The following is a 22188-nucleotide window of genomic DNA, read 5'->3' as shown; positions in this document are numbered from 1 at the left end:
GCCCGTGCCGCCCACCGGCGGCATACTCAATTGAAAGATTCGATTTTAATTTATGACGTCCCAAATTCAAGCCGACGCGGAAAACGCACAACCTGATCAACCTTTGCAAGCCAGGGTACCCATGGCATTGGGAGGTTCCCGCTTGGACAAAGTGATTGCCGAGTTGTTCCCGCAGTATTCCCGTTCTCGCTTGCAGGGCTGGTTGAAAGAGGAGCGGGTGCTGGTCAATGGTGTGGCTGCGGCCAAAGGCAACCAGAAAGTGCAGGGCATGGACCGCATAGAGCTAAGCCCTGGGGTGTTGGCCCACATGCAGGCCTTGATACCCGAGGACATGAATTTGGACATTGTGGCCCGCACCAAGGAATACACCGTGGTCAACAAGCAGGCAGGCCTGGTGGTTCACCCGGCACCTGGGCACTGGACAGGCACTTTGATGAATGGCCTGTACCACTTGGACCCAGACCTGATTCATGTGCCTCGCGCCGGTATTGTTCACCGCTTGGATGCTGACACCACCGGTTTGATGGTAGTAGCCCGAACGCAGGAAACCCAGGTGAAGCTGGTTCAAATGTTACAGGCTCGCATCGTAAAACGGGTTTATTTGGCCATGGTGTGGGGCCGAATTGCCAACCCCTTGACTGTGAATAACCCCTTGGGCCGCGACCCACGCAATCGCTTGCGTATGGCGGTTGTTGACCATGGCAAGCCCGCTGTAACCCATTTCACGCCGGTGGCTTTTGGCGAATTGCTGGAGGTGCCAGTCACGTTGATGGTGTGCCGCCTTGAAACTGGGCGTACCCATCAAATTCGAGTGCATGCCCAACATGCCGGCTTTGCCTTGGTGGCCGACCCGGTTTATAAAATTAAAGGCGCTGGCAGTCATTCCGCCTTGCGGCTTTCCTCGATTGAACTGCCCAATGGCGAAAAATTCGAGCGGCAGGCCTTGCATGCGACACACCTTAGCTTTCCCGATCCTGCCTATTTTCACGTGCAGGGCGCTGATGAGGCTGCCGAGGATTGGGACGAAAGCCTGGGCAATCATGAGTGGCCCGAGTATGTGGCCAAAGCACCAGAAGATTTGCGCTTGCTGGGTGAAATGGCAGGCATAGACTTTCACAGTGACGAGGTTGAAGAGGCTGTGTTGGAGGAAGCTCACCAACACAAAGCTTCGGTGCTGGTGCGTTTTGATGACGATGATGATCTCGAAGAAATCGAATAAATACCTGCCACTGGCTGACATCAGTCCGAATTGGCCGGGGGTGAAGGTGTGTGTAACGCGAACTGGATTCGATGACCCTGCCTTTGACACGGGTCCTTATGGTTTCAATTTGGGTACGCATGTCGGTGACCGGCCAGACGATGTTGTTAACAGGCGCGGCGTTGTTCAACATGAAATGGGTGCCCCGGTTGTTTGGTTGAATCAGGTGCACGGTTGTCATGTGTTTGATGCGAAGCATGCAAGTGATGCAGATTCATCCAAGACTGCACCACCGCAGGCTGACGCTTCGATCAGCGTCAGCAGCGATGTAGCGCTGGCCGTTATGACAGCAGATTGTTTGCCCGTTGTTTTCGTGGCGTTGAGCCGTGACGGCAAACCATTGGGTGTTGCCGCAGCCCACGCGGGCTGGCGTGGCTTGCATGCTGGCGTGTTGCAAGCGAGTGTGAAGTCCCTCAGCCAGGCTTGCATGGTGCCGTCAACCCAAATCAAAGCCTGGATGGGACCTGCCATCGGCCCTGAGTCGTTTGAGGTTGGGGCAGAGGTATTTCAGGCCTTCGTTCAGCAAAATGCGTCAGCAGCGATATGTTTCAAGCTTGTCAATTCATTGCACGATGGGCAAAGCAAATACCTGGCCGACATATACGCCCTGGCCCGCCTTGCATTGAGCGAATTAGGTGACGGCAATATAGAAGGGGGCGGGCAGGATACGCTTACGGATTCGCGTTGGTTTTCTCATCGGCGGGGGCAGCAGCAGGGGTCTCCATCTGGGCGTTTTGCGACGCTAATTCGGCTTCTTCCTGAGCACGACGCTTGAGTCGTCTCGACTTGGTTCCCATCAGATACGCCAGCACGGCACAGGGCAGCGCCCCATAAAACAGAAATGTGACAATTCCAGCCACAAGGTTTGTTTCTGTGGCTGCCATCAAGGTGACCACATACATCCAGCCAATTATTACGATGTACATCTTTGTGAACTCAAGGGTGATGCGAATACACTGGAGATGGTGCATGAAATCTGCCGGATCAGCAAACAGTAAGGGTCAGAGGCATACAATTATTTGACAAGTCAAAATGTTGCGGTGCACAATATATAAAAGGCCGTCGAGCCTAAGGGAGCACATTGCCCCACAAAGGAGAGGAAGGTGAACAAACAAATACCAGACTTCAATGAGGTCTTTGGTCAGCTATTGCCTGTCGCAGAACAAATGCAGCAGCAAATGCAGGCCCAATTTCAACAGGCCATGGGGGCCTTCGGGCAGTTCGGCTCATTGCCCGGATTGCAGGCGGCAGCGCCTCTTCAAAATGCCACCATGGGCGCCATTCAGCCTTTCATGAACTCGATCATGGGTGCATGCCAGGCAGCACTAACCCAAATCCCGGTTCATTCCCTGGGGCAAATTCAGACCGAGTACGCTGCGGAGTTGTCAGCCTTGCTGGCTTCGGCCTTTTCCAATTTGCCCAATCCCGAGTCCAAACCGACACAACCGGTGTCGCTGGACACCTGGATTCAGGGTGACAAGCGCTTCGCTTCGCCCGATTGGCATGATCATGGTGTATATGAGTTCACAGCGGCAATGTATTCGCTGAATGCACGCTTCACCAAACGCATTGTCGAGTTGGTGCCCGACAGCAGCCCAGAAAAGCGCAAGGTCGAGTACGCAGTTGAGCAGTTTGTGGATGCGCTTAGCCCATCCAATTTTTTTGTAACCAATCCTGAAGCACAGAAAAAACTGCTGGAAACCAAAGGCGAAAGCCTGACCCAGGCCATTCAGAACCTGATGGCAGACATGCAGAAAGGTCGAATCTCCCAAACCGATGAAAGTGCTTTCGAGGTGGGTGTCAATGTGGCCACCACGCCGGGCGATGTGGTGTTCGAATGTGAATACTTCCAGCTGCTGCAGTACAAGCCAAGCACTGAAAAAGTGGGCAAGCAGCCCATGCTGTTTGTGCCACCGTGTATCAACAAGTACTACATTCTTGATTTGCAGCCCAGCAATTCACTGGTGAATTTTGTGGTGGAGCAGGGGCACACGCTGTTTTTGGTGTCCTGGAAAAACCCCACTGAAGCCGATGGTCATTTCACTTGGGATGGCTATGTTGAGGATGGAGTAATCAAAGCAATCGAGGTGGTCAAGACCATTTCCAAGCAGCCCAAGCTGAACGTGCTCGGGTTCTGTGTGGGTGGCACGCTTCTGGCAACAGCACTGTCAACCTTGGCCAATCGTGGCGATGACAGTGTGAACAGTGTCACGTTTCTGACCACTTTGCTCGATTTCACTGACACAGGTGCGCTGGGTGTGTTCGTGGATGAAGAGCAGGTGAAAGCCCGTGAAGAAAGTATTGGCAAGGGTGGCGTGATGCCGGGCAAAGATTTGTCGAGCGCGTTTTCCTCTTTGCGCCCCAATGACTTGATCTGGAACTACGTGGTGAACAACTACCTGAAAGGTGAAAAGCCGCCTGTGTTCGATTTGTTGTACTGGAACAGTGACAGCACCAATTTGCCTGGCCCCATGTTTGCCTGGTACCTGCGCAACACCTACCTGGAAAACAAGGTGTGCCAACCCGGAAAAGCTGTGGTGTGTGGCATGCCGGTAGATTTGGGCTTGATTGATTGTCCTGTTTATATTTTGGCAACTCGTGAAGACCACATTGTGCCGTGGACCAGTGCGTTTCAAACTAGTCATTTGGTCAGTGGTGATTCCCGTTTCGTGTTGGGTGCAAGTGGGCACATTGCAGGTGTTATTAACCCAGCCAATAAAAACAAGCGCAATTACTGGGTGTGTGAAGGCGATATTCCAGAAACACCCGAACAGTGGTTCGGACAAGCCAAGGAAGTACAGGGTAGCTGGTGGAATGATTGGGCACAGTGGCTTGAACCCATGAAAGGCGGCGAAGTGAAAGCGCCTGCCAAGCCAGGCAATACCAAATACAAACCGATCGAGCCCGCACCTGGACGATACGTCAAACAGCGAGCCGTATAAAACCTGTAAGGAGAGTTGACATGACTGAAGTGGTAATTGTGGCCGCGGGCCGAACCGCACTGGGCAAGTTTGGTGGATCACTTGCCAAAATTTCTGCACCGGAATTGGGTGCACATGTAATTAAAGGTTTGCTTGAAAAAACCGGCGTGAAAGGTGAGCAAATTTCTGAAGTGATTTTGGGCCAGGTGCTGACAGCAGGTTCGGGCCAGAACCCGGCGCGTCAGGCAGTGATCAAGGCTGGTTTGCCAGTGGGTGTACCTGCCCTGACCATCAACAAGGTGTGTGGTTCAGGTTTGAAAGCGGTGATGCTGGGTGCACAAGCAATCGCCTGTGGCGATGCGGAAATTGTGATTGCTGGTGGCCAGGAAAACATGAGTGCAGCGCCCCATGTGATGATGGGCAGCCGCGATGGCTTCCGCATGGGTGATGCCAAGCTGGTCGATAGCATGATTGTGGATGGCTTATGGGATGTGTACAACCAGTACCACATGGGTATTACCGCCGAGAACGTGGCTGAGAAGTACGGCATCAACCGCGCAGAGCAGGATGAATTTGCAGTGAAAAGCCAGAACAAAGCAGAGGCTGCGATTAAGGCTGGCAAGTTCAAGGACGAAATTTTCCCGCTGAGCATTCCGCAGCGCAAAGGCGACCCCTTGGTGTTCGATACCGATGAGTTTCCTCGCTTGGGCGCAACACTGGACAACATGACTGCCTTGAAACCCGCATTCAAGAAAGAGGGCAGCGTGACTGCCGCGAATGCCTCGGGTTTGAACGACGGCGCCGCCGCCGTGATGTTGATGAGCGCAGCAAAAGCAAAAGAACTTGGTTTGCCGGTGTTGGCAAAAATTCAGGCTTATGCCAGTGCTGGCCTGGACCCCACAATCATGGGTATGGGGCCTGTTCCTGCTTCCAAAAAATGTCTGGAAAAAGCAGGCTGGACTGCTGCCGAACTTGACCTGATGGAGATCAATGAGGCGTTTGCTGCACAGGCCTGTGCAGTGAACAAGGAAATGGGCTGGGATACATCGAAGATCAACGTGAACGGCGGTGCGATTGCCCTGGGCCACCCCATTGGTGCGTCAGGTTGCAGGGTCCTGGTTAGCTTGATTCATGAAATGAACAAGCGCGATGCCAAGAAAGGTTTGGCCTCTTTGTGTATCGGCGGTGGCATGGGTGTGGCTTTGGCCGTTTCCCGATAGTAGTCGACTAAATTTAAATCAATAAAACAGAAAAGGATGTGAATCATGAGTGAACCAAAAGTAGCGTATGTGACAGGTGGTATGGGCGGCATTGGAACGGCCATTTGCAAAAAGTTGTGCGAACAGGGCTACCGCGTGATCGCGGGTTGTGGCCCCAATTCACCGCGCAAGGAAAAATGGTTGGGCGAAATGCGCAGCGCGGGTTACGAGGTGTATGCCAGTGAAGGCAATGTGGCTGATTGGGACAGCACCGTGACTGCTTTCGAGAAGGTGCGCGCCGAGCACGGCACGGTTTCCATTTTGGTGAACAACGCCGGCATTACCCGCGATGGTACTTTCGTAAAAATGAGCCGCGATGATTGGTCTGCCGTGATCGACACCAACTTGAACTCGCTGTTCAATGTGACCAAGCAGGTAATCGGTGGCATGGTTGAGCAGGGTTTTGGCCGCATCATCAATATTTCGTCGGTGAATGGCCAGAAGGGACAGTTCGGTCAAACCAACTATTCCACAGCCAAGGCTGGTTTGCGTGGCTTTACCATGGCGCTGGCACAAGAAGTGGCCTCCAAGGGCGTGACCGTGAACACTGTTTCCCCGGGCTACATTGGTACAGACATGGTTCGCGCCATTCGCCCCGATGTGTTGGAAAAGATTGTGAACACCATTCCGGTGAAGCGTTTGGGTACGCCTGAGGAAATCGCATCCATTTGTGCGTGGTTGGCCTCCGAGGACTCCGGTTTTTCAACAGGCGCCGACTTTTCGCTGAATGGTGGCTTGCACATGGGTTAATCCTTGGTGCATTTTCGGCAACCAAGTGCCAAAAAGGCGGTATGATGTTGCACTGCACGTTGAAAAAGCGTGCAGTGCTTTGTTTTTTGTAAGTGCTTGTTTGTGCTGGGTTGTTTGGCAACCTGTAACACTGTGGCACTGGCATTCAGACCGTTCACCCACGCAGGTGCGGCGGCGTATAACACCACAAGAAAGAGATGAGAGGCATGGCTGAAGCAACACGACTGATCAAGAAGTATCCGAACCGACGCTTGTACGACACTCAAACCAGCAGTTACATCACCTTGGGCGATGTAAAGCTATTGGTGCTGGAAAACGAAGGCTTTCAAGTCGTGGATGCGAAAAGCGGCGAAGATTTAACCCGTAGCATTTTGCTCCAGATCATTCTGGAAGAAGAAACAGCGGGTGTGCCAATTTTCACTTCTCCCATGCTGTCGCAAATCATTCGGTTTTACGGCAATGCGATGCAGGGCATTATGGGCACATTCCTTGAGAAGAACCTGCAAGCGTTCATGGACATTCAGAACAGCTTTCAGGATCAGGGCAAGAATGTGGCCGATGGTAGCCAGTTTGCCAACCCCGAATTGTGGTCTCAGTTCATGAGTGTTCAAACGCCGGTTATTCAAAGCATGATGAGCAACTACATTGAACAAAGCAAAAACATGTTTGTGCAAATGCAGGATCAGTTTCAAAACCAGACCCGCAGCATGTTCACAAATTTTGGATTTCCAAACCCGGGCGAGTTTCCCGGCATGCCTGGAATGCCAGGTGCTGCGAAACCCAAGCCGGATCCTACGAAAAAATAAAACCTGAATATGCAAGACGACACCTTTTCTGCCAAGCGCCCACCGAGTGTGGGCTTTGTTTCTTTGGGTTGCCCAAAGGCCCTCGTGGATTCCGAGCGAATTCTGACCCAACTGAAAGTAGAGGGGTACAAGGTATCTGCGTCCTATGAGGGCGCAGACCTGATCGTTGTGAACACCTGCGGTTTTATTGACAGCGCTGTGCAGGAAAGCCTGGATGCCATTGGCGAGGCCATGCATGCCAACGGCAAGGTGATTGTGACCGGTTGCCTGGGTGCCAAGAATGGCAATGAAGGCAAGGAAATGATTACCAAGCTGCACCCCAAGGTGTTGGCTGTTACCGGTCCGCATGCGACTGAAGAGGTGATGCAGGCGGTACACATACACCTGCCAAAACCGCACGATCCCTTTATTGATTTGGTGCCTGACCACGGCGTGAAGTTAACCCCCAAGCACTACGCCTATTTGAAAATCTCGGAAGGGTGCAATCACCGTTGTACCTTCTGCATTATTCCAAGCATGCGAGGCGATCTGGTTTCTCGTCCAATCGGCGAGGTAATTCGTGAAGCCGAGAGCCTGAAAAAATCGGGCGTGAAGGAATTGCTGGTGGTGAGCCAGGACACCTCCGCTTACGGCGTGGATTTGAAATACCGCACCGACTTTGTGAATGGTCGCCCTGTGAAAACACAGTTTCAGCAGTTGGCCGAAGAACTCGGCGAACTGGGCATTTGGGTGCGCATGCATTACGTGTATCCGTACCCCCATGTGGACCGCGTGGTGCCACTCATGGCTGAAGGCAAAATTTTGCCGTATCTGGATATTCCATTTCAGCATTCACACCCCGATGTATTAAAGCGCATGAAGCGCCCAGCCAGCGGGGAACGAAACATTGAACGTATTCGTGCCTGGCGTGACACCTGCCCAGACATTACCTTGCGCAGTACCTTCATTACTGGTTTTCCGGGTGAAACTGAAGATGAGTTCAAGCACCTGCTTGATTTTATTGAGGAAGCGCAACTGGACCGCGTGGGTGTATTTGCCTATTCACCTGTGGAGGGTGCTGTGGCGAATGCCTTGGACAATCCAGTGCCGGAAGAGGTGAAAGAAGAGCGCCGGGCACGTTTGATGGAAGTGCAGGAAAAGATTTCACTGAGCCGGAACGAAGCCAAGTTGGGCAAAGTGATGCAAGTGTTGGTCGACGAAACCGACGAAGAGGGCATTGTGGCGCGCAGCAAAGCCGATGCCCCTGAAATTGATGGCAATGTGTTTGTACCCATGCCTGAGAACCCGACCCAGCAGCCCAAGCCGGGCGACTTTATCAATGTGCTGATCGATGACTGTGATGAACACGACCTTTGGGGTCGAATTGCATAACAGAATCATTTAGCTGAATCGTTTAATAAAAAATAGGAGATGGAAAATGACACGTGAAGTGGTAGTGGTAGCCGGTGTACGCACCGCAGTGGGCGACTTTGGTGGAAGTTTGAAAGATTTTTCCCCAACGCAGTTGGGCGCCATGGTTGTGAAAGAAGTGGTTGCACGCGCGGGTGTAAGCGCCGACCAAGTGGGTCATGTTGTGTTTGGCCATGTGGTGAATTCTGAGCCGCGCGACATGTACTTGTCTCGCGTGGCAGCGATTGAAGGCGGTTTGGACAAAACAACGCCTGCGCTTACTTTGAACCGCCTGTGCGGTTCTGGCCTGCAAGCCATTGTCACTGCGGCGCAAAGCATTATGTTGGGCGACGCGGATGTGGCCATTGGTGGCGGTGCTGAAAGCATGAGCAAAGCCCCCTACATTTTGCCCGCCGCCCGCTGGGGCGCACGCATGGGCGACATGAAGGGCATCGACATGATGGTGGGTGCTTTGCACGACCCCTTCCATGTGATTCACATGGGCGTAACCGCTGAGAACGTGGCCAAAGAATTCAACGTAAGCCGCGAAGACCAAGACGCTTTGGCAGTTGAAAGCCACAAGCGTGCGGCCAATGCGATTGCCAACGGGTATTTCAAAGAGCAAATTTTGCCGATTGAAGTGAAAACCCGCAAAGGTCCGGTGATGTTTGACACCGACGAACACGTGCGCGGTGACGCCACTGTAGAAGGAATGGCCAAACTGAAAACCGTGTTTCAGAAAGACGGCACAGTGACCGCAGGCAATGCTTCGGGTTTGAACGATGGCGCTGGTGCTGTGCTGTTGATGGAACGTGGTGCAGCCGAGAAAGCTGGCAAGAAGCCCATGGCCCGTTTGGTGGCGTATGCCAACACGGGTGTTGAGCCAACCATCATGGGCATTGGCCCTGTGTCCGCAACCAAAAAAGCCTTGGCAAAAGCAGGCTTGAAAATTGAAGACATGGATGTGGTTGAAGCCAACGAGGCGTTTGCAGCACAGGCTTGTGCCGTCACCAAAGAATTGGGCATGGACCCAGCCAAGGTGAACCCCAATGGTTCAGGCATTTCAATTGGTCACCCCATTGGCGCAACCGGCGCAATCATTACCGTGAAGGCTTTGTATGAATTGCAGCGCATTCAAGGTCGTTACGCACTGGTGACCATGTGTATTGGTGGTGGTCAGGGTATTGCTGCGATTTTTGAGCGGATGTAATTGGTCAAATAGTTCAGATTGATGAGGTTTGGGTGTTCTACCCAAACCTCGGTTCGCTGGTCAGATATTCGCTTCAAACCACTTACAAATCGTGTCCAGCCCACCGTGGTTGATACGAAAGTCAGTTTTTTCCTGCACCACGGGTTTGGCATGAAACGCCACGCTTGCCCCAGCAATCTCCATCATTTTCAAATCGTTCGATCCGTCGCCCACCACAATGGCGCGAGAAGGTTCGCAACCCAGTAGTGCACAGGTTTCAAGCACGGTCTCGCGCTTTACCTCGGCGTCGACAATGGTGCCTAACACGCGGCCGGTCAAATGGCCTTCCACAATTTCAAGTGTGTTTGATCGGGTGTAATCCAGGCCCAATACTTCCTTCATTTTGTCGGTGAAAAAAGTAAAGCCACCGCTGACCAGCAAAGTTTTCCATTTATTGGCTTTGGCATAGGCAATCAGTTCTTGTGCGCCAGGAGACAAACGCAGGCGTTCTTCAAATACCGATTGCAGGCAGCTTTCCGGCACGCCTTTGAGCAAAGCCACCCTGCGGTTCAGGCTCTCGGAAAAGTCTTTGATTTCACCCCGCATGGCGGCTTCGGTAATTTCAGACACTTCCTTTTTCTTGCCGGCAAAGTCGGCGATTTCATCGATACATTCAATGGTAATTAAGGTGCTGTCCATGTCCATGGCCAATAGCTTGTACTCGCTGGCTTGGAATTCAGCCTCCAGAATTGCGAAGTCGAACCGGTGTGTGCGGCTTAGGGGGTGCAGGGTTTCGGAAATGGCTGCCTTGGGCAGTGTGTAGGCTTCCGGAATTTCGATGCAAACCTGTTGCTCAAGTACTTCGACGCCCAGTGTGGGGAGGCTCAGTGCGTCCAGTGCGGTGTGCACTTGCGCGGTGGTCAGTGATTGGGAGGAAAAGAATAGTCGGCTCATGGTGTGCTCTCCGTGGGTTGCGCGGATTCTACCTTGTCGTTAGCGGGAATGTTGCCGGCGGGCTCTTGAATTTGTGCCAAGAGTTCAATCGAGGGTTCGTGACCCTGTTGCGCCGCAAGGTTTAACCATTGTAACCCCAAGGGCCTGTTGACAGGAAATCGGGTTCCTTCGTAAAGCAGGTTGCCAAGCAAGTGCATGGATTCAGGCAAGCCTTGTTGCGCTGCTGTATTGAGCAAGGCTAGCACGGCAGGGTCTTCAGGCTGCAGGGGTACTTCATTTTTCAGTACAAGCTCGGCCAGTTCATGGCTGGCTTTCGGGTGGCTCAGGCGTGCGGCCCGCCGTACCCAAAACATGCGGTCTTCGCCTTCAAATTTGCTTAAGCGATAACGCGCATTGGCATCGTTGGCATTGGCCAAGGTATAAAGCAGGCGTTTTTTTTGTTCGCAGAGTTCGCTTTTGGGGCAGTAAACTTCTTCCTCGCCCTTATCGAGTCGTTGCAGCGCATATTGGGTGCACGGCAAGTACACTTCAGCACAAGAATCCAGGTGTTGCTGGGCTTCAACTTTGCTGTGGCCGAAGGGGCTTTCCAGTTGGCTTTCCAGCACGGTTTGCGAATACAGCAACTGCGAGGGGTTGTGTTGGTCTCGCGATGCGCGGCGTAGCCAACCCATGCCTTCAGTCAACTGTTTGTTCAAATCACTTGGGTTTGCATCAAACACATCAAGCAGCAACAACTGGCCCAGATAGTATTGGGCAGGTGTGTGGTTTTGCAGTGCTGCTTTGCCCAGCCACACGCGCGCAACTTTCAGATCGCGCTCGACCACGTCACCGCGCAGGCGCATGAGGCCCAGTGTGGTTTGTACCTCTGCATCGCCTGCCTCAGCTTTGGGCAGGAGGGCTTTGTAAACTGCAAGACCCGCTTCGCCCTGCGGTTTAGGCTCAGCTTGAGCTGCCCCTGCATTCAAAACAAACCCGCAAAGAATTGCCGCGCCCAGAAAGTGCAACCATGTGAAGAATTTGCGAGTAGTGTGGTTCATGGATTCAAGCCAGTTGTTTGATCAAGCCTTTGAGAAACTGTACACGGTCACTGACTTTCGGGAAACTCCGCGTGATGCGCAAACGTTCTGCACCGGCCAGTTTCATGTCTTTTTCTTTCTGAATCATCAGGATGATTTTGCCGGCATCCACGTTGGGTTGAGCATCAAACTGAACCACAGTTGCATCGGTGGAGCTGTCAATTTTTGCGATTCCCAGGGGTTTGGCCAAAATGCGTAGCCGGTGTGTTTCCAGAAGTGCTGTTGCAGCCTCGGGTAATTTGCCGAAGCGGTCAATCAGTTCTTCCTGAACCTCTGAAATAAAGTCCATTTCTTCCGTGCTGGCCAGGCGCTTGTATAAGGTGAGGCGTTCATGCACATCTGGGCAGTAATCTTCAGGCAATAGCGCGGGTGTGTGCAGGTTGATTTCTACCGTTGCGTTGAGTGGTGCAGTTAAATCGGGTTCCTTGCCTGCACGCAAACTGCGCACTGCATGGTTCAGCATGTCGGTGTACATTTGGAAGCCCACTTCGTGCACATTGCCGCTTTGGTTGGCACCCAGCACTTCACCGGCGCCGCGAATTTCAAGGTCGTGCATGGCCAAATAAAAGCCGCTGCCAAGGTCTTCCATCATGGTGATGGCTTCAAGCCTGCGTTCGGCGTTTTTACTCAAACCTTCTTCATTGTTCACCATCATGTAGGCGTACGCCTGGTGGTGACTTCTGCCAACCCGGCCTCGCAGTTGGTGTAATTGTGCCAAACCAAATTTGTCGGCACGGTGAATGACAATCGTGTTGGCTGTGGGTACATCAATGCCGGTTTCAATGATGGTAGTGCACAACAACACATTGAAACGTTGCTGATAAAAGTCGCGCATCACGCGTTCAAGGTCGCGTTCATTCATTTGCCCATGCGCAATACCAATGCGTGCTTCAGGCAAAATTTTCTCAAGCGCTTCACGTCGATTCTCGATGGTGTCCACCTCGTTGTGAAGGTAGTAGACCTGTCCGCCACGTTTCAATTCACGAAGTACAGCTTCACGAATGACGCTGTCAGTTTCTCGGCGTACGAATGTTTTAATCGACAGGCGGCGCTGCGGAGCAGTGGCGATTACGGAGAAGTCGCGAATGCCTTCCATGCTCATGGCCAGTGTGCGTGGAATGGGTGTTGCTGTCAGCGTAAGCACATCTACTTCAGCGCGCAGATTTTTCAAGGCTTCTTTTTGGCGTACACCGAATCGATGTTCTTCATCAATGATCACCAAACCAAGGCGTGAGAACTCAACTTCAGAGCTGAGTACTTTGTGGGTGCCAATAATAATGTCTGCGCGACCACTGTTGATTAATTCAACAGCATCGCGAATTTCCTTAGGCGACTTGAAACGTGACAGCTCCACCACCTTGACTGGCCAATCAGAAAACCGATCAGAGAAGGTTTGAAAGTGTTGTTCGGCCAACAAAGTGGTGGGGGCCAGCAGCACCACTTGCTTGCCATCCATTACGCTGACAAATGCAGCGCGCAATGCCACTTCGGTTTTGCCAAAGCCCACGTCGCCACACACCAAACGGTCCATGGGGCGGGGCGAGGTCATGTCGGCGATTACTGCGCGAATTGCAGCGGCTTGGTCGGCGGTTTCTTCGAAGCCGAATTTTTCAACAAAGGCTTCGTAGTCGCCAATGCTCAGCTTGAATTCATGACCTTTGCGCAAGGCTCGACGGGCATAAAGATTCAGCAATTCAGCCGCGGTGTCGCGCACCATTTTTGCCGCTTTCTTTTTCGCCTTTTCCCATTGGCCTGAACCCAAAGCATGCACGGGTGCATTTTCGGGGTCTGCGCCGCTGTAGCGGGCAATCACATGCAGCTGGGCAACCGGCACAAACAGGTTCGAACCGTTTGCATATTCAAGGTGCAGAAATTCCGAGGCACCTTCGCCAAGGTCCATGCTGATCAGTCCTTTGTATCGCCCAATGCCATGCTGCTGGTGTACCACAGGGTCGCCAATTTTCAGTTCAGACAAATCGCGAATCATGGATTCAACGTTGCTTTGCCTTTCCTGCTGCCTGCGCGCACCGCGACGGCGTGGCGAGAGCGAGAATAATTCCGCTTCGGTTACGAATGCAACTTGTGCTTCCAACCCGCGGTGAACACCAAAACCCTGATCCAGCACGGCGGTACACAACACAAAACGCTCGTCACTTTCCAGCGCACTTTGCAGTGTTTCGGTTTGGTGTGGTTTTAGTTTGTGTTCCAGAAAATACTGGTTCAGTGTTTCCCGGCGGCCATCGCTGGGCGCCACCATGATCACTTGCTTGTAGCTGCCTGCACCTGTTCGTTCCACCAGACCTCGAAACTTGAAAATCGGGTCGTCTGCTTTGCGATCTGCTGCCAAGTCGGGCAGCAGTGCGCCACTGTATTCAGGCACCAAAGCGTTTTTGGATGCCGACAAATTCACGCGCGCAGCATTCTCGAAACTGCTGAAGAATTCATTGGCATTCAGGTAAATTTCGGAAGGCCGAAGAATAGGGCGTTGAATGTCTTTTGACAGAAAGTCAAACCGGCTTTGTGTGTCTGCCCAGAACGTTTGCAAGGCTTGGTCTACATCGCCATGTTGAATGAACACCAATTCTTTGTTCGGCAGGTAATCAACCAGACTGGCGGTGTTCTCGAAAAACAGGGGCAGGTAGTACTCAATACCTGCACTGGCCACGCCCGTGCCCATGTCGCGGTAAATGCCAACTTTCGAGGGGTCGCCTTCGAAGCGTTCGCGCCACTTGCTGCGAAACTGCGCACGGCTTTGTTCATCCATTGGATATTCGCGACCGGGCAGCAAGCGCATTTCGCGTACAGGGTAAAGGCTGCGTTGTGTGTCCACATCAAATGTTTTGATGGATTCAATTTCATCATCAAACAAATCGATGCGAAAAGGCAAAGCAGTGCCAGTCGCAAACAAGTCGATAATGCCGCCCCGAATGCAGTATTCACCGGGGGTCATCACTTGCGACACATGGCTGTAGCCTGCAATGGTCAATTGCTCACGCAGCTTTTTCTCATTCAGTTTGTCGCCAGTTTTGAAGTAGAAGGTGCTGCCTGCCAAAAAAGACGGTGGCGCCAGTTTTTGAATGGCTGTGCTGGCTGCGGTGATCAGCACATCGAGATCGCCACGTTGGGTTTGATACAGCGTGGCCAGGCGTTCAGACACCAAGTCTTGGTGAGCGGACAAGCTGTCATAGGGCAATGTTTCCCAATCGGGCAGGTAATGCACCTTCAGGCTGGGGGCAAACAGGGAGATTTCCTCTTGCAGTCGGGTCGCGTCGTGCGGGTTGGCGCAGGTGATCAGGCAAAGTTTGTTTTGCTGTTGGGCCTGTGTGCACAGTTGCCCCAGCAAAAATGCGTCAGCACTGCCGGGCGGGTGCGCCAAGCTGAGCCTGTGGCCACCGGTTAGCTGAAAAGAAGAAGTAAAATGTGACAGCATAAAGTTTGCCCGCTTGGATACTGCAACCATGCTGGTTTTCCAGTGGGCTTCAAGTTCGGGTTTTGGGTCGATGAATCAAGGCCCGTATTATACGGCGGCAAGTGCCCGCATAGGAACAGGCTTTCATGGCAAGAACTGCCAGATATTTTGGATTGGTGCCCGCGGGTGGTGCGGGGCGTCGCTTTGGAGGAAATACTCCCAAGCAATACGCCATGCTGGGCACAAAAACAGTGCTGGAACTTAGTGTACACGCGCTTTTGGCCGATCCACGTGTTGAACAAGTGTTTGTGGTGGTGGCGCGGGACGACACTACAGCCACGGCGCTGTTCCAGGGCAATCCAAAGGTGCAGTGCCTACCGGTGGGTGGCCAGGAACGTGTGAACAGCGTGTTGAATGGGCTGAATCATTTGCTGCAAAATTTTTTGGTCAGCGAAACCGATTGGGTACTGGTGCACGACGCCGCCCGCCCCGGCTTGAGTGCCGCTGCGTTGAAAAGCTTGATCGACCAAGGCAGTGAACATGTTGCAGGGGCGTTGCTGGCCTTGCCTGTGGCTGATACCTTGAAGAAAACCAGTGTGGCCGAGGAGGGCGAAGTAATTGCTCTGCACACCATACCCCGAGATCAATTGTGGGCTGCGCAAACCCCACAAATGTTTCGGGCGCAGGCATTGAGCATGGCGATTTCCGAGTGCCTGTACAAAGGCGCCCAGTTGACCGACGATGCAAGTGCCATTGAAACCATGGGCATTGGGCCCTTGATTGTGCCGGGGCATGTAGAGAACATGAAGATTACCCAGGCTGAAGATTTACGAATAGTGGCCAAATTGCTGGATTTACATCAGGAGTGCACTGAATGACTGAAATTAGCCGCCTGCGAGTGGGGCAAGGTTACGATGTGCATCGCCTGGTTGAGGGGCGCAAGCTGGTTTTGGGCGGGCTTCATATTCCTTCTGAACTGGGCTTGCTGGGCCATTCCGATGCAGATGCTTTGTTGCATGCAATTACCGATGCAATTTTGGGGGCCTGCGCCATGGGCGACATTGGGACCCATTTTTCAGATACAGACCCACAATTTGAGGGCGCTGACAGCGGTGTGCTGTTAAAAAATGTCATCGAGAAAGCGAAGCAAAAAGGATTTACTTTGATCAATGTAGATTCCACCCTGGTTTGCCAAAGCCCAAAACTTGCACCTCACATGGTTGCCATGCACGCCAGTTTGAGCGGCCTTTGCGGCTTGCCCTTGGATGCGGTGAACATCAAAGCCAAAACCAATGAGAAGCTGGGATACCTGGGGCGCAAGGAAGCCATTGAGGCGCAAGCTGTGGTGCTGATGGTGAAAGGCGAGTGATGGTTTCCCGGTTTATTTTGGCAATCAGTACAAGTTCTGGCGTGGCCAAAGTGGCTGCAGCAGCCGAACCAGGTGCTTCAAATTCCCTCGCTACTTGCTTGTTCAGCTTTGACATTGCCGATTACAAAAGCCAGTCGGCGCAACTGCTGCCCTTGATTCAGCAACATTTTAAACAGGCGGGTTTAAGCCAAACCCAGTGTGCGGCTGTTGCGGTTGACATTGGGCCAGGTGGCTTCACCAGCCTGCGCACCGCATGTGGAATTGCGCAGGGCTTGGCTGTGGCGTGGAAGGTGCCCACTGTGCCGTTGACCAGTTTTGAATGCATGTTGCCGGCCCAGCCGCAAGACCAGCCGGTCACTGTTTTAATGGACGCACGCTTGAGCGAAATTTACGCAGCTTGTATTCAGCGAACCGGGCTGGGCACTGAATGGATCAAGCCACCACACTTGCTGGCCATGGTGGAATTGCAAAATATTCAGGGACCTGCTGTGTGCGATGCGCATTTGTATGCCCAACTGCAAGGTTCACGCACTGAGGTACAACAGGGCGAGGTGTCTGCAATTCGGCTGGCGCAGTTGGCATGGCAAGAGTTTTCGGCAGGACGAGTGGCTGCGCCGTTTGACTGCCAACCTTTGTATGTGCGTGACAAGGTTGCGCAAACCACCACTGAACGATTGGCTTTGAAACATGGCGCTGTTTAGTATTCGACCCATGACAGAGGCTGATGTGCCCGCCGTAATTCTGGTTGAGAACCAGATTTACGAGTTTCCCTGGACGGATCGCAATTTTCTCGATTCCTTGCGGGCGGGTTACCACATGCATTGCATGTGGCTGAACGAGGAGTTGGCCGGCTACATTGTCATGATGCATGTAGTGGACGAGTACCACCTGCTGAATATTTCCATTCGTGCTGACTTGCAAGGGTTGGGGCACGGCAAACACCTGTTGCAGTGGGGCATGGGTCAGGCCAAACTGGCCAATGCAACCGGCATGCTGCTGGAAGTCAGGCCGAGTAATGTAACCGCCAAGAATTTGTACGAAAAAGAGGGGTTCAAGTTGATCGGTGCGCGCAAGAATTACTACCCGTCTCAACTGGGTCGCGAAGATGCCTTGGTGATGTTTAAACGATTTACAGGCTCACTTTAATGACAAGCACTCGAAGCAAAGCCGATCTGTTCAATGCCATGGGCATCGGTCCCGTTTGGGAATTGAGGGAGCAAGATAGCCTTTCAAAGTCTGGCTCGGTGGCAACAGAGGATCGCGAGGCGTCAGAAGCCAATTTGCCCGACGCACTCTCGCTGGAGTCGCTGCGAGAGATGGTTGCCGCTTGCAGAAAATGTGGCCTGTGCGAAACACGCAAGCAAACCGTGTTTGCCGATGGCATACCCCATGCGCCCCTGATGGTGGTGGGTGAAGGTCCGGGCGTAGAGGAGGATGCTTCAGGCCTGCCATTTGTGGGTAAATCAGGTCAGTTGCTGGACCGCATGTTGAAGGCAATTGGGGCAAGCCGCACAAGCAACACTTACATAGCCAATGTGGTGAAGTGCCACCCACCGGGCAATCGCAATCCCGAACAAGCGGAAATTGAGCAGTGTTCGCCGTACCTGCTTCAGCAGATAAAAGCCAATCAACCCAAAGTGTTGTTGTTGGTGGGGCGTTTTGCAATTCAAACCCTGTTGAACACCAAAAAGCCAGTGGGAGAATTGCGGGGCGTGGTTCACCAGGTTCCTCTGGATGGCCTTGATATTCCTGCAGTGGTCACTTACCACCCGGCCTACCTGTTGCGCAGGCCAGAGGAAAAATCAAAAGTGTGGGACGATTTGTTGTTGTTGAAACAGCAAGGTATTGTGTAACTTGCTTGTTACAGTGGCACGCCCACAGGGCGGTCTTCACCAATTCTTGCTTCTACGTTGTACAGGCGCTGGTTTCGGCGATGCCAAAGAATCACCATCAACATGGTGGCCATCACAAAACCGCCAAACATCAAAATCACGTTGTTCACGTGCACATCAAAACTGATCAAAATGGCGTAAATGCCAAGCATGGTCAGCACTGAAATGTTTTCATTGAAATTTTGAATGGCGATGGATCGTCCAGCGCTCATCAGCACATGGCCTCGGTGTTGAAGCAAGGCATTCATGGGCACTACGAAAAATCCGCTCAGGGCACCAATTACCGTGATTAGCAGGTAGGCCATGCCTTGGTCGTTGACCAGCACCATCGTCATGCACACAATACCCATCAAAATACCCATGGGCAGTACCAGCATTGATTTTTTCAAGGGAATCATTTTGGCCGCAGCCACTGCACCGGCAGCCACACCAAATGCGCAAACGCCTTGAAGGATCGCGCCTTTGTCCAGGGGCAAGCCCAAGGCACTTTCAGCCCATTTCAGCACAATGAATTGAAGGGTGGCGCCGGCACCCCAAAAAAGCGTGGTGACTGCCAATGAAATTTGACCCAGCTTGTCGTTCCACAACTGTTTTACACAGCCGAAAAACTTGCGGGTCATGATGATTGGATGGTTTAGCTGGGGCTCGTAACGTGCGCCTGTGTCGGGAATCTTGAAGTTGAAAATCGCGGCAATCAAATAACCTGAAGTGATGACAAAAATTGCGGCCTCGGCGGGTGTGTCCATGTTGTCGGTGACGCCCGGAATGTGCAGCTGCATAAGGTACTGGCTGGTGCCCGGTGCAATCAGGACACCGCCTAACACAGTGCCCAAAATGATTGACAACACAGTGAGCCCCTCGATCCAGCCATTGGCCTCTACAAGCCTGTCGTGCGGTAGTAATTCGGTCAGGATGCCGTATTTGGCGGGTGAGTAGGCCGCTGCACCCAGCCCAACCACTGCGTAGGAAAGCAGTGGGTGCACGCCGAAAAACATCATCAGGCAGCCCACAATTTTGATGGAGTTTGTAATCAGCATCACCTTGCCTTTGGGCAGGGTGTCTGCAAAGCCGCCAACAAAGGGTGCCAAAAGCACATACGACACCACGAAGAACAGCTTCAACAATGGCGTCATCCAGTCAGGCGACTGGATTTGAAACAGCAATGCGATTGCCGCAATCAAAAGTGCGTTGTCTGCGAGCGACGAGAAAAACTGCGCCGCCATGATGGTGTAAAAGCCGGGTTTCATTCAACTGTGAATTGAGCGAAATCCATTTAGTGCGATTTCGCCGTTTCGCTGCTCGTTCAACGGTGTTGAGGCGTTATATCATATCCAGACGCTTCACGTATTAAGCAATGCCTTTTTTACGAAGTTCGAGCCAACCCTTAAACCATCAATTGCCAGCCCATGCCGCGACCTATACGTGCAGTGGTCAAACCTGCCGCCATTTCAGCCAACATCAATAGAATCAGGGCCTTGCTGGGCAATGTCGCGGTGATGCCAGTGGTGAAGGCCAACGCCTATGGGCATGGTTTGGAACGAATTATGGCGGGGTTGCAAGAGTCAGATGCCCTGGCCATTTTGGAGATAGACGGCGCAGCCAGTTTGCGTCGCCTGGGCTGGAATAAACCCATTGTGCTGCTCGAAGGTTGTTTTGATCGGGCAGACTTGCTCAAGGCCGCAGAATTGCGTTGCGACTGGGTGGTTCACAATCAAAACCAGTTGAACGATCTTGAAACTTTTACGCAGCTGGCACCTGCCCACAAGCCACGAATTTTTTTGAAGTTGAATTCCGGCATGAATCGCCTGGGGTTTCAGCCGCTTCAAGCCAGGCTTGCTATTCAGTGGCTGGACGCGTTCACCCTGAAGCATCAGTGGCCCACACCGGTGTTAATGACGCATTTTGCGAATGCAGACGAAGCTGAGCCTCGGGCTCGTGCCCCTTTTGCACAGAATCAATATCAAACCCTGACGGAACTGAAGCCCGCCCACTGGCAAAGCAGTCTTGCCAATTCAGCAGGCAGCCTCAATTTTCCCGACCTGGCGGGTGATATTGCGCGCCCTGGAATTGCCATTTATGGCGCTACCCCGGGCCCCAATGCGGCAGCCAACTATGGCTTGAAGCCAGCGATGATTTTTAGCAGCGAGATTATTTCGGTTCAGACCGTGAAGAAGGGCGACCGGGTTGGCTATGGCTCACGGTGGGAAGCCAGCGCCAGCGGGCGTATCGCTGTGGTGGCCTGCGGATATGCCGATGGCTACCCACGCCACGCACCCGACGGAACGCCCACCTATGTGGAAGGTCAGGTTGCGCCTGTGGCAGGTCGCGTGTCGATGGACATGATGACGATTGATATCAGCCACATTCCGAATGCCGATGTTGGAAGTGCAGTTGAATTGTGGGGCGAGCACATTCCGGTCGATGTGGTGGCTGACCGTTGTGGCACCATTGGTTATGAACTGCTGTGCGCGATTGCGCCCCGTGTGCCATTTTTAGAAGCCTAGTCGTAAAAGGGACCTGCCGTTTTGGCCAAAAGTAAAACTCAATACCAATGCACTGAATGTGGTGCCGTGTTCGCGAAATGGCAGGGCCAATGTACCGATTGCAACAGTTGGAACACACTGGTTGAATCGGCAGTCAGCGCTGCCGCGCCGCCTAAACACAGCCGGTTTGCTGCCTTGGCCGCGCAAAGCAGCAGTGTCATCAAGCTTTCCGAGATTCAAGCACAAGACCATCCACGTTTCAGCAGTGGTGTACCCGAGTTTGACCGTGTGCTGGGCGGCGGCATGGTGCCGGGCATGGTGGTATTGCTGGGCGGTGACCCGGGTATTGGCAAATCTACCTTGCTTTTGCAGTCCATGGTTACTCTGGCCAAAAATACTTCTGCCCTGTATGTCAGCGGCGAGGAATCGGCTGGACAAATTGCCTTGCGTGCCCAACGCCTGGGGCTGGAACACACCAATTTGAATGTGTTGACTGAAATTCAGCTGGAGCAAATTGTGGCCCAGCTTGAAACACACAAACCTCAAGTGCTGGTCATCGACTCCATTCAAACCCTGTATACCAGCGAACTGAGTGCCGCGCCAGGATCGGTCAGCCAGGTGCGTGAATGCGCAAGCCAGCTTACCCGGCTGGCAAAAGCCATGGGCATTACCACCATTTTGGTGGGCCACGTCACCAAAGAAGGCACCTTGGCCGGTCCTCGCGTGCTGGAGCATATTGTGGATACGGTGCTGTATTTTGAAGGCGACTCGCAGTCCTCGTTCCGCCTGGTGCGCGCCTTTAAAAACCGGTTTGGTGCAGTTAATGAGCTGGGCGTGTTCGCCATGACCGATCGCGGACTGAAAGGTGTCAACAACCCCTCAGCCTTGTTTTTGTCGCAAACGGCCGAATGGGTAGCAGGTTCTTGCGTCATGTGCACGCAAGAAGGTGCCCGGCCACTGTTGGTGGAAATACAGGCCTTGGTCGATTCATCGCATTCACCTTCACCGCGCAGGTTGTCGGTGGGGCTTGAGCAAAACCGCCTTGCCATGTTGTTGGCGGTGATGCATCGCCACGCAGGTTTGCAGTTTTTTGATCAGGACATTTTCATCAATGCCGTGGGCGGTGTGCGAATTTCAGAACCTGCCGCCGATTTGGCCATTGTGTTGGCCATGGTGTCCTCTCTGCGAAACAAACGCCTGCCGAAAGAATTGGTGGTGTTTGGTGAAATTGGATTGTCGGGTGAATTGCGCCCAGCGCCGCGTGGGCAAGAGCGTTTGCGAGAGGCCGCCAAGCTTGGATTCACCCATGCCATCGTGCCAGCCAGCAACGCACCCAAGCAGCCCATTGATGGCATTGAAGTGATTGGTGTTGACCGCGTTGAGAAGGCGCTGGCTGCTCTGCGCGACAAGCTGGATTGTTTTTAACCGAATTT

General features: G+C 52.9%; 19 protein-coding genes. 15 read left to right on the top strand and 4 right to left on the bottom strand.

Going from position 1 to position 22188, the window contains the following annotated elements:
- The first annotated feature begins 52 nt into the window (after positions 1–52).
- From FCS97_RS08735 to bktB, 8 genes are all read left to right on the top strand, one after another.
- Positions 53–1219 carry an RluA family pseudouridine synthase gene (locus FCS97_RS08735; RefSeq protein ID WP_138518061.1) on the top strand — a complete coding sequence of 389 codons (1167 nt, stop codon included), beginning with the start codon at positions 53–55 and terminating at the stop codon, positions 1217–1219.
- Positions 1188–2033, top strand: coding sequence for a peptidoglycan editing factor PgeF (gene pgeF, locus FCS97_RS08730; RefSeq protein ID WP_212746462.1), 846 nt, complete (start codon positions 1188–1190; stop codon positions 2031–2033). The genes FCS97_RS08735 and pgeF overlap by 32 nt, the downstream gene beginning before the upstream one ends.
- 328 nt (positions 2034–2361) lie before the next feature.
- Entirely contained in the window at positions 2362–4200 is a 1839-nt protein-coding gene (locus FCS97_RS08720; protein ID WP_246066194.1) for a PHA/PHB synthase family protein, read from the top strand.
- Positions 4201–4220: 20 nt separating this feature from the next.
- On the top strand, positions 4221–5399 hold the full coding sequence (locus tag FCS97_RS08715; RefSeq protein WP_138518059.1) for an acetyl-CoA C-acetyltransferase: 1179 nt from the start codon (positions 4221–4223) through the stop codon (positions 5397–5399).
- A 45-nt stretch (positions 5400–5444) separates the two neighbouring features.
- The gene (phbB, locus tag FCS97_RS08710) at positions 5445–6188 is read left to right on the top strand and encodes an acetoacetyl-CoA reductase (RefSeq protein ID WP_008248461.1); all 744 of its coding nucleotides are present in this window, start codon (positions 5445–5447) and stop codon (positions 6186–6188) included.
- A 206-nt stretch (positions 6189–6394) separates the two neighbouring features.
- On the top strand, positions 6395–6994 hold the full coding sequence (gene phaR / locus FCS97_RS08705) for a polyhydroxyalkanoate synthesis repressor PhaR (RefSeq protein WP_171035236.1): 600 nt from the start codon (positions 6395–6397) through the stop codon (positions 6992–6994).
- Between the two features lie 9 nt (positions 6995–7003).
- A complete protein-coding gene (gene rimO / locus FCS97_RS08700) occupies positions 7004–8365 on the top strand; it encodes a 30S ribosomal protein S12 methylthiotransferase RimO (protein WP_138518057.1) in 1362 nt (453 codons plus the stop codon).
- 46 nt (positions 8366–8411) lie between these two features.
- Complete coding sequence (bktB, locus tag FCS97_RS08695) at positions 8412–9593, top strand: beta-ketothiolase BktB (RefSeq protein WP_138518056.1); 1182 nt, start codon at positions 8412–8414, stop codon at positions 9591–9593.
- A 60-nt stretch (positions 9594–9653) separates the two neighbouring features.
- Here bktB and serB read toward each other — a convergent pair whose 3' ends face one another.
- From serB to mfd, 3 genes are read right to left on the bottom strand one after another with little or no spacing between them, the layout of a single operon-like run.
- Positions 9654–10526, bottom strand: coding sequence for a phosphoserine phosphatase SerB (gene serB / locus FCS97_RS08690; protein ID WP_138518055.1), 873 nt, complete (start codon positions 10524–10526; stop codon positions 9654–9656).
- On the bottom strand, positions 10523–11563 hold the full coding sequence (locus FCS97_RS08685) for a tetratricopeptide repeat protein (RefSeq protein WP_138518054.1): 1041 nt from the start codon (positions 11561–11563) through the stop codon (positions 10523–10525). The genes serB and FCS97_RS08685 overlap by 4 nt, the downstream gene beginning before the upstream one ends.
- 4 nt (positions 11564–11567) lie before the next feature.
- A complete protein-coding gene (mfd, locus tag FCS97_RS08680) occupies positions 11568–15032 on the bottom strand; it encodes a transcription-repair coupling factor (RefSeq protein WP_138518226.1) in 3465 nt (1154 codons plus the stop codon).
- Positions 15033–15157: 125 nt separating this feature from the next.
- Between mfd and ispD the strand changes: the two genes are divergently transcribed.
- The 5 genes from ispD to FCS97_RS08655 are packed head-to-tail and all read left to right on the top strand — an operon-like array spanning position 15158 to position 18233.
- Positions 15158–15889, top strand: a complete 732-nt coding sequence (gene ispD / locus FCS97_RS08675) for a 2-C-methyl-D-erythritol 4-phosphate cytidylyltransferase (protein ID WP_138518053.1) — start codon at positions 15158–15160, stop codon at positions 15887–15889.
- Positions 15886–16380, top strand: coding sequence for a 2-C-methyl-D-erythritol 2,4-cyclodiphosphate synthase (ispF, locus tag FCS97_RS08670; protein WP_138518052.1), 495 nt, complete (start codon positions 15886–15888; stop codon positions 16378–16380). Before ispD ends, ispF begins: the two co-directional genes overlap by 4 nt.
- On the top strand, positions 16380–17081 hold the full coding sequence (gene tsaB, locus FCS97_RS08665; RefSeq protein WP_138518051.1) for a tRNA (adenosine(37)-N6)-threonylcarbamoyltransferase complex dimerization subunit type 1 TsaB: 702 nt from the start codon (positions 16380–16382) through the stop codon (positions 17079–17081). Before ispF ends, tsaB begins: the two co-directional genes overlap by 1 nt.
- Entirely contained in the window at positions 17068–17526 is a 459-nt protein-coding gene (gene rimI, locus FCS97_RS08660) for a ribosomal protein S18-alanine N-acetyltransferase (RefSeq protein ID WP_138518050.1), read from the top strand. The genes tsaB and rimI overlap by 14 nt, the downstream gene beginning before the upstream one ends.
- Positions 17526–18233, top strand: coding sequence for a uracil-DNA glycosylase (locus FCS97_RS08655; protein ID WP_138518049.1), 708 nt, complete (start codon positions 17526–17528; stop codon positions 18231–18233). Before rimI ends, FCS97_RS08655 begins: the two co-directional genes overlap by 1 nt.
- A gap of 8 nt (positions 18234–18241) precedes the next feature.
- On the opposite strand, the gene lplT is transcribed toward FCS97_RS08655, so the two are convergent.
- The gene (gene lplT, locus FCS97_RS08650) at positions 18242–19519 is read right to left on the bottom strand and encodes a lysophospholipid transporter LplT (RefSeq protein ID WP_138518048.1); all 1278 of its coding nucleotides are present in this window, start codon (positions 19517–19519) and stop codon (positions 18242–18244) included.
- Positions 19520–19678: 159 nt separating this feature from the next.
- Here lplT and alr point away from each other — a divergent pair, with 159 nt between their 5' ends.
- Entirely contained in the window at positions 19679–20776 is a 1098-nt protein-coding gene (gene alr / locus FCS97_RS08645; protein ID WP_138518047.1) for an alanine racemase, read from the top strand.
- A gap of 21 nt (positions 20777–20797) precedes the next feature.
- A complete protein-coding gene (gene radA, locus FCS97_RS08640) occupies positions 20798–22180 on the top strand; it encodes a DNA repair protein RadA (RefSeq protein WP_138518046.1) in 1383 nt (460 codons plus the stop codon).
- Positions 22181–22188: the final 8 nt, after the last annotated feature.

Origin of the sequence: Limnobacter alexandrii (assembly GCF_005871185.1) — a bacterium.
Lineage (GTDB): Bacteria > Pseudomonadota > Gammaproteobacteria > Burkholderiales > Burkholderiaceae_B > Limnobacter > Limnobacter alexandrii.
Note: the sequence above shows the minus strand (reverse complement) of the source record. Positions and strands in the feature narration are given on the sequence as shown.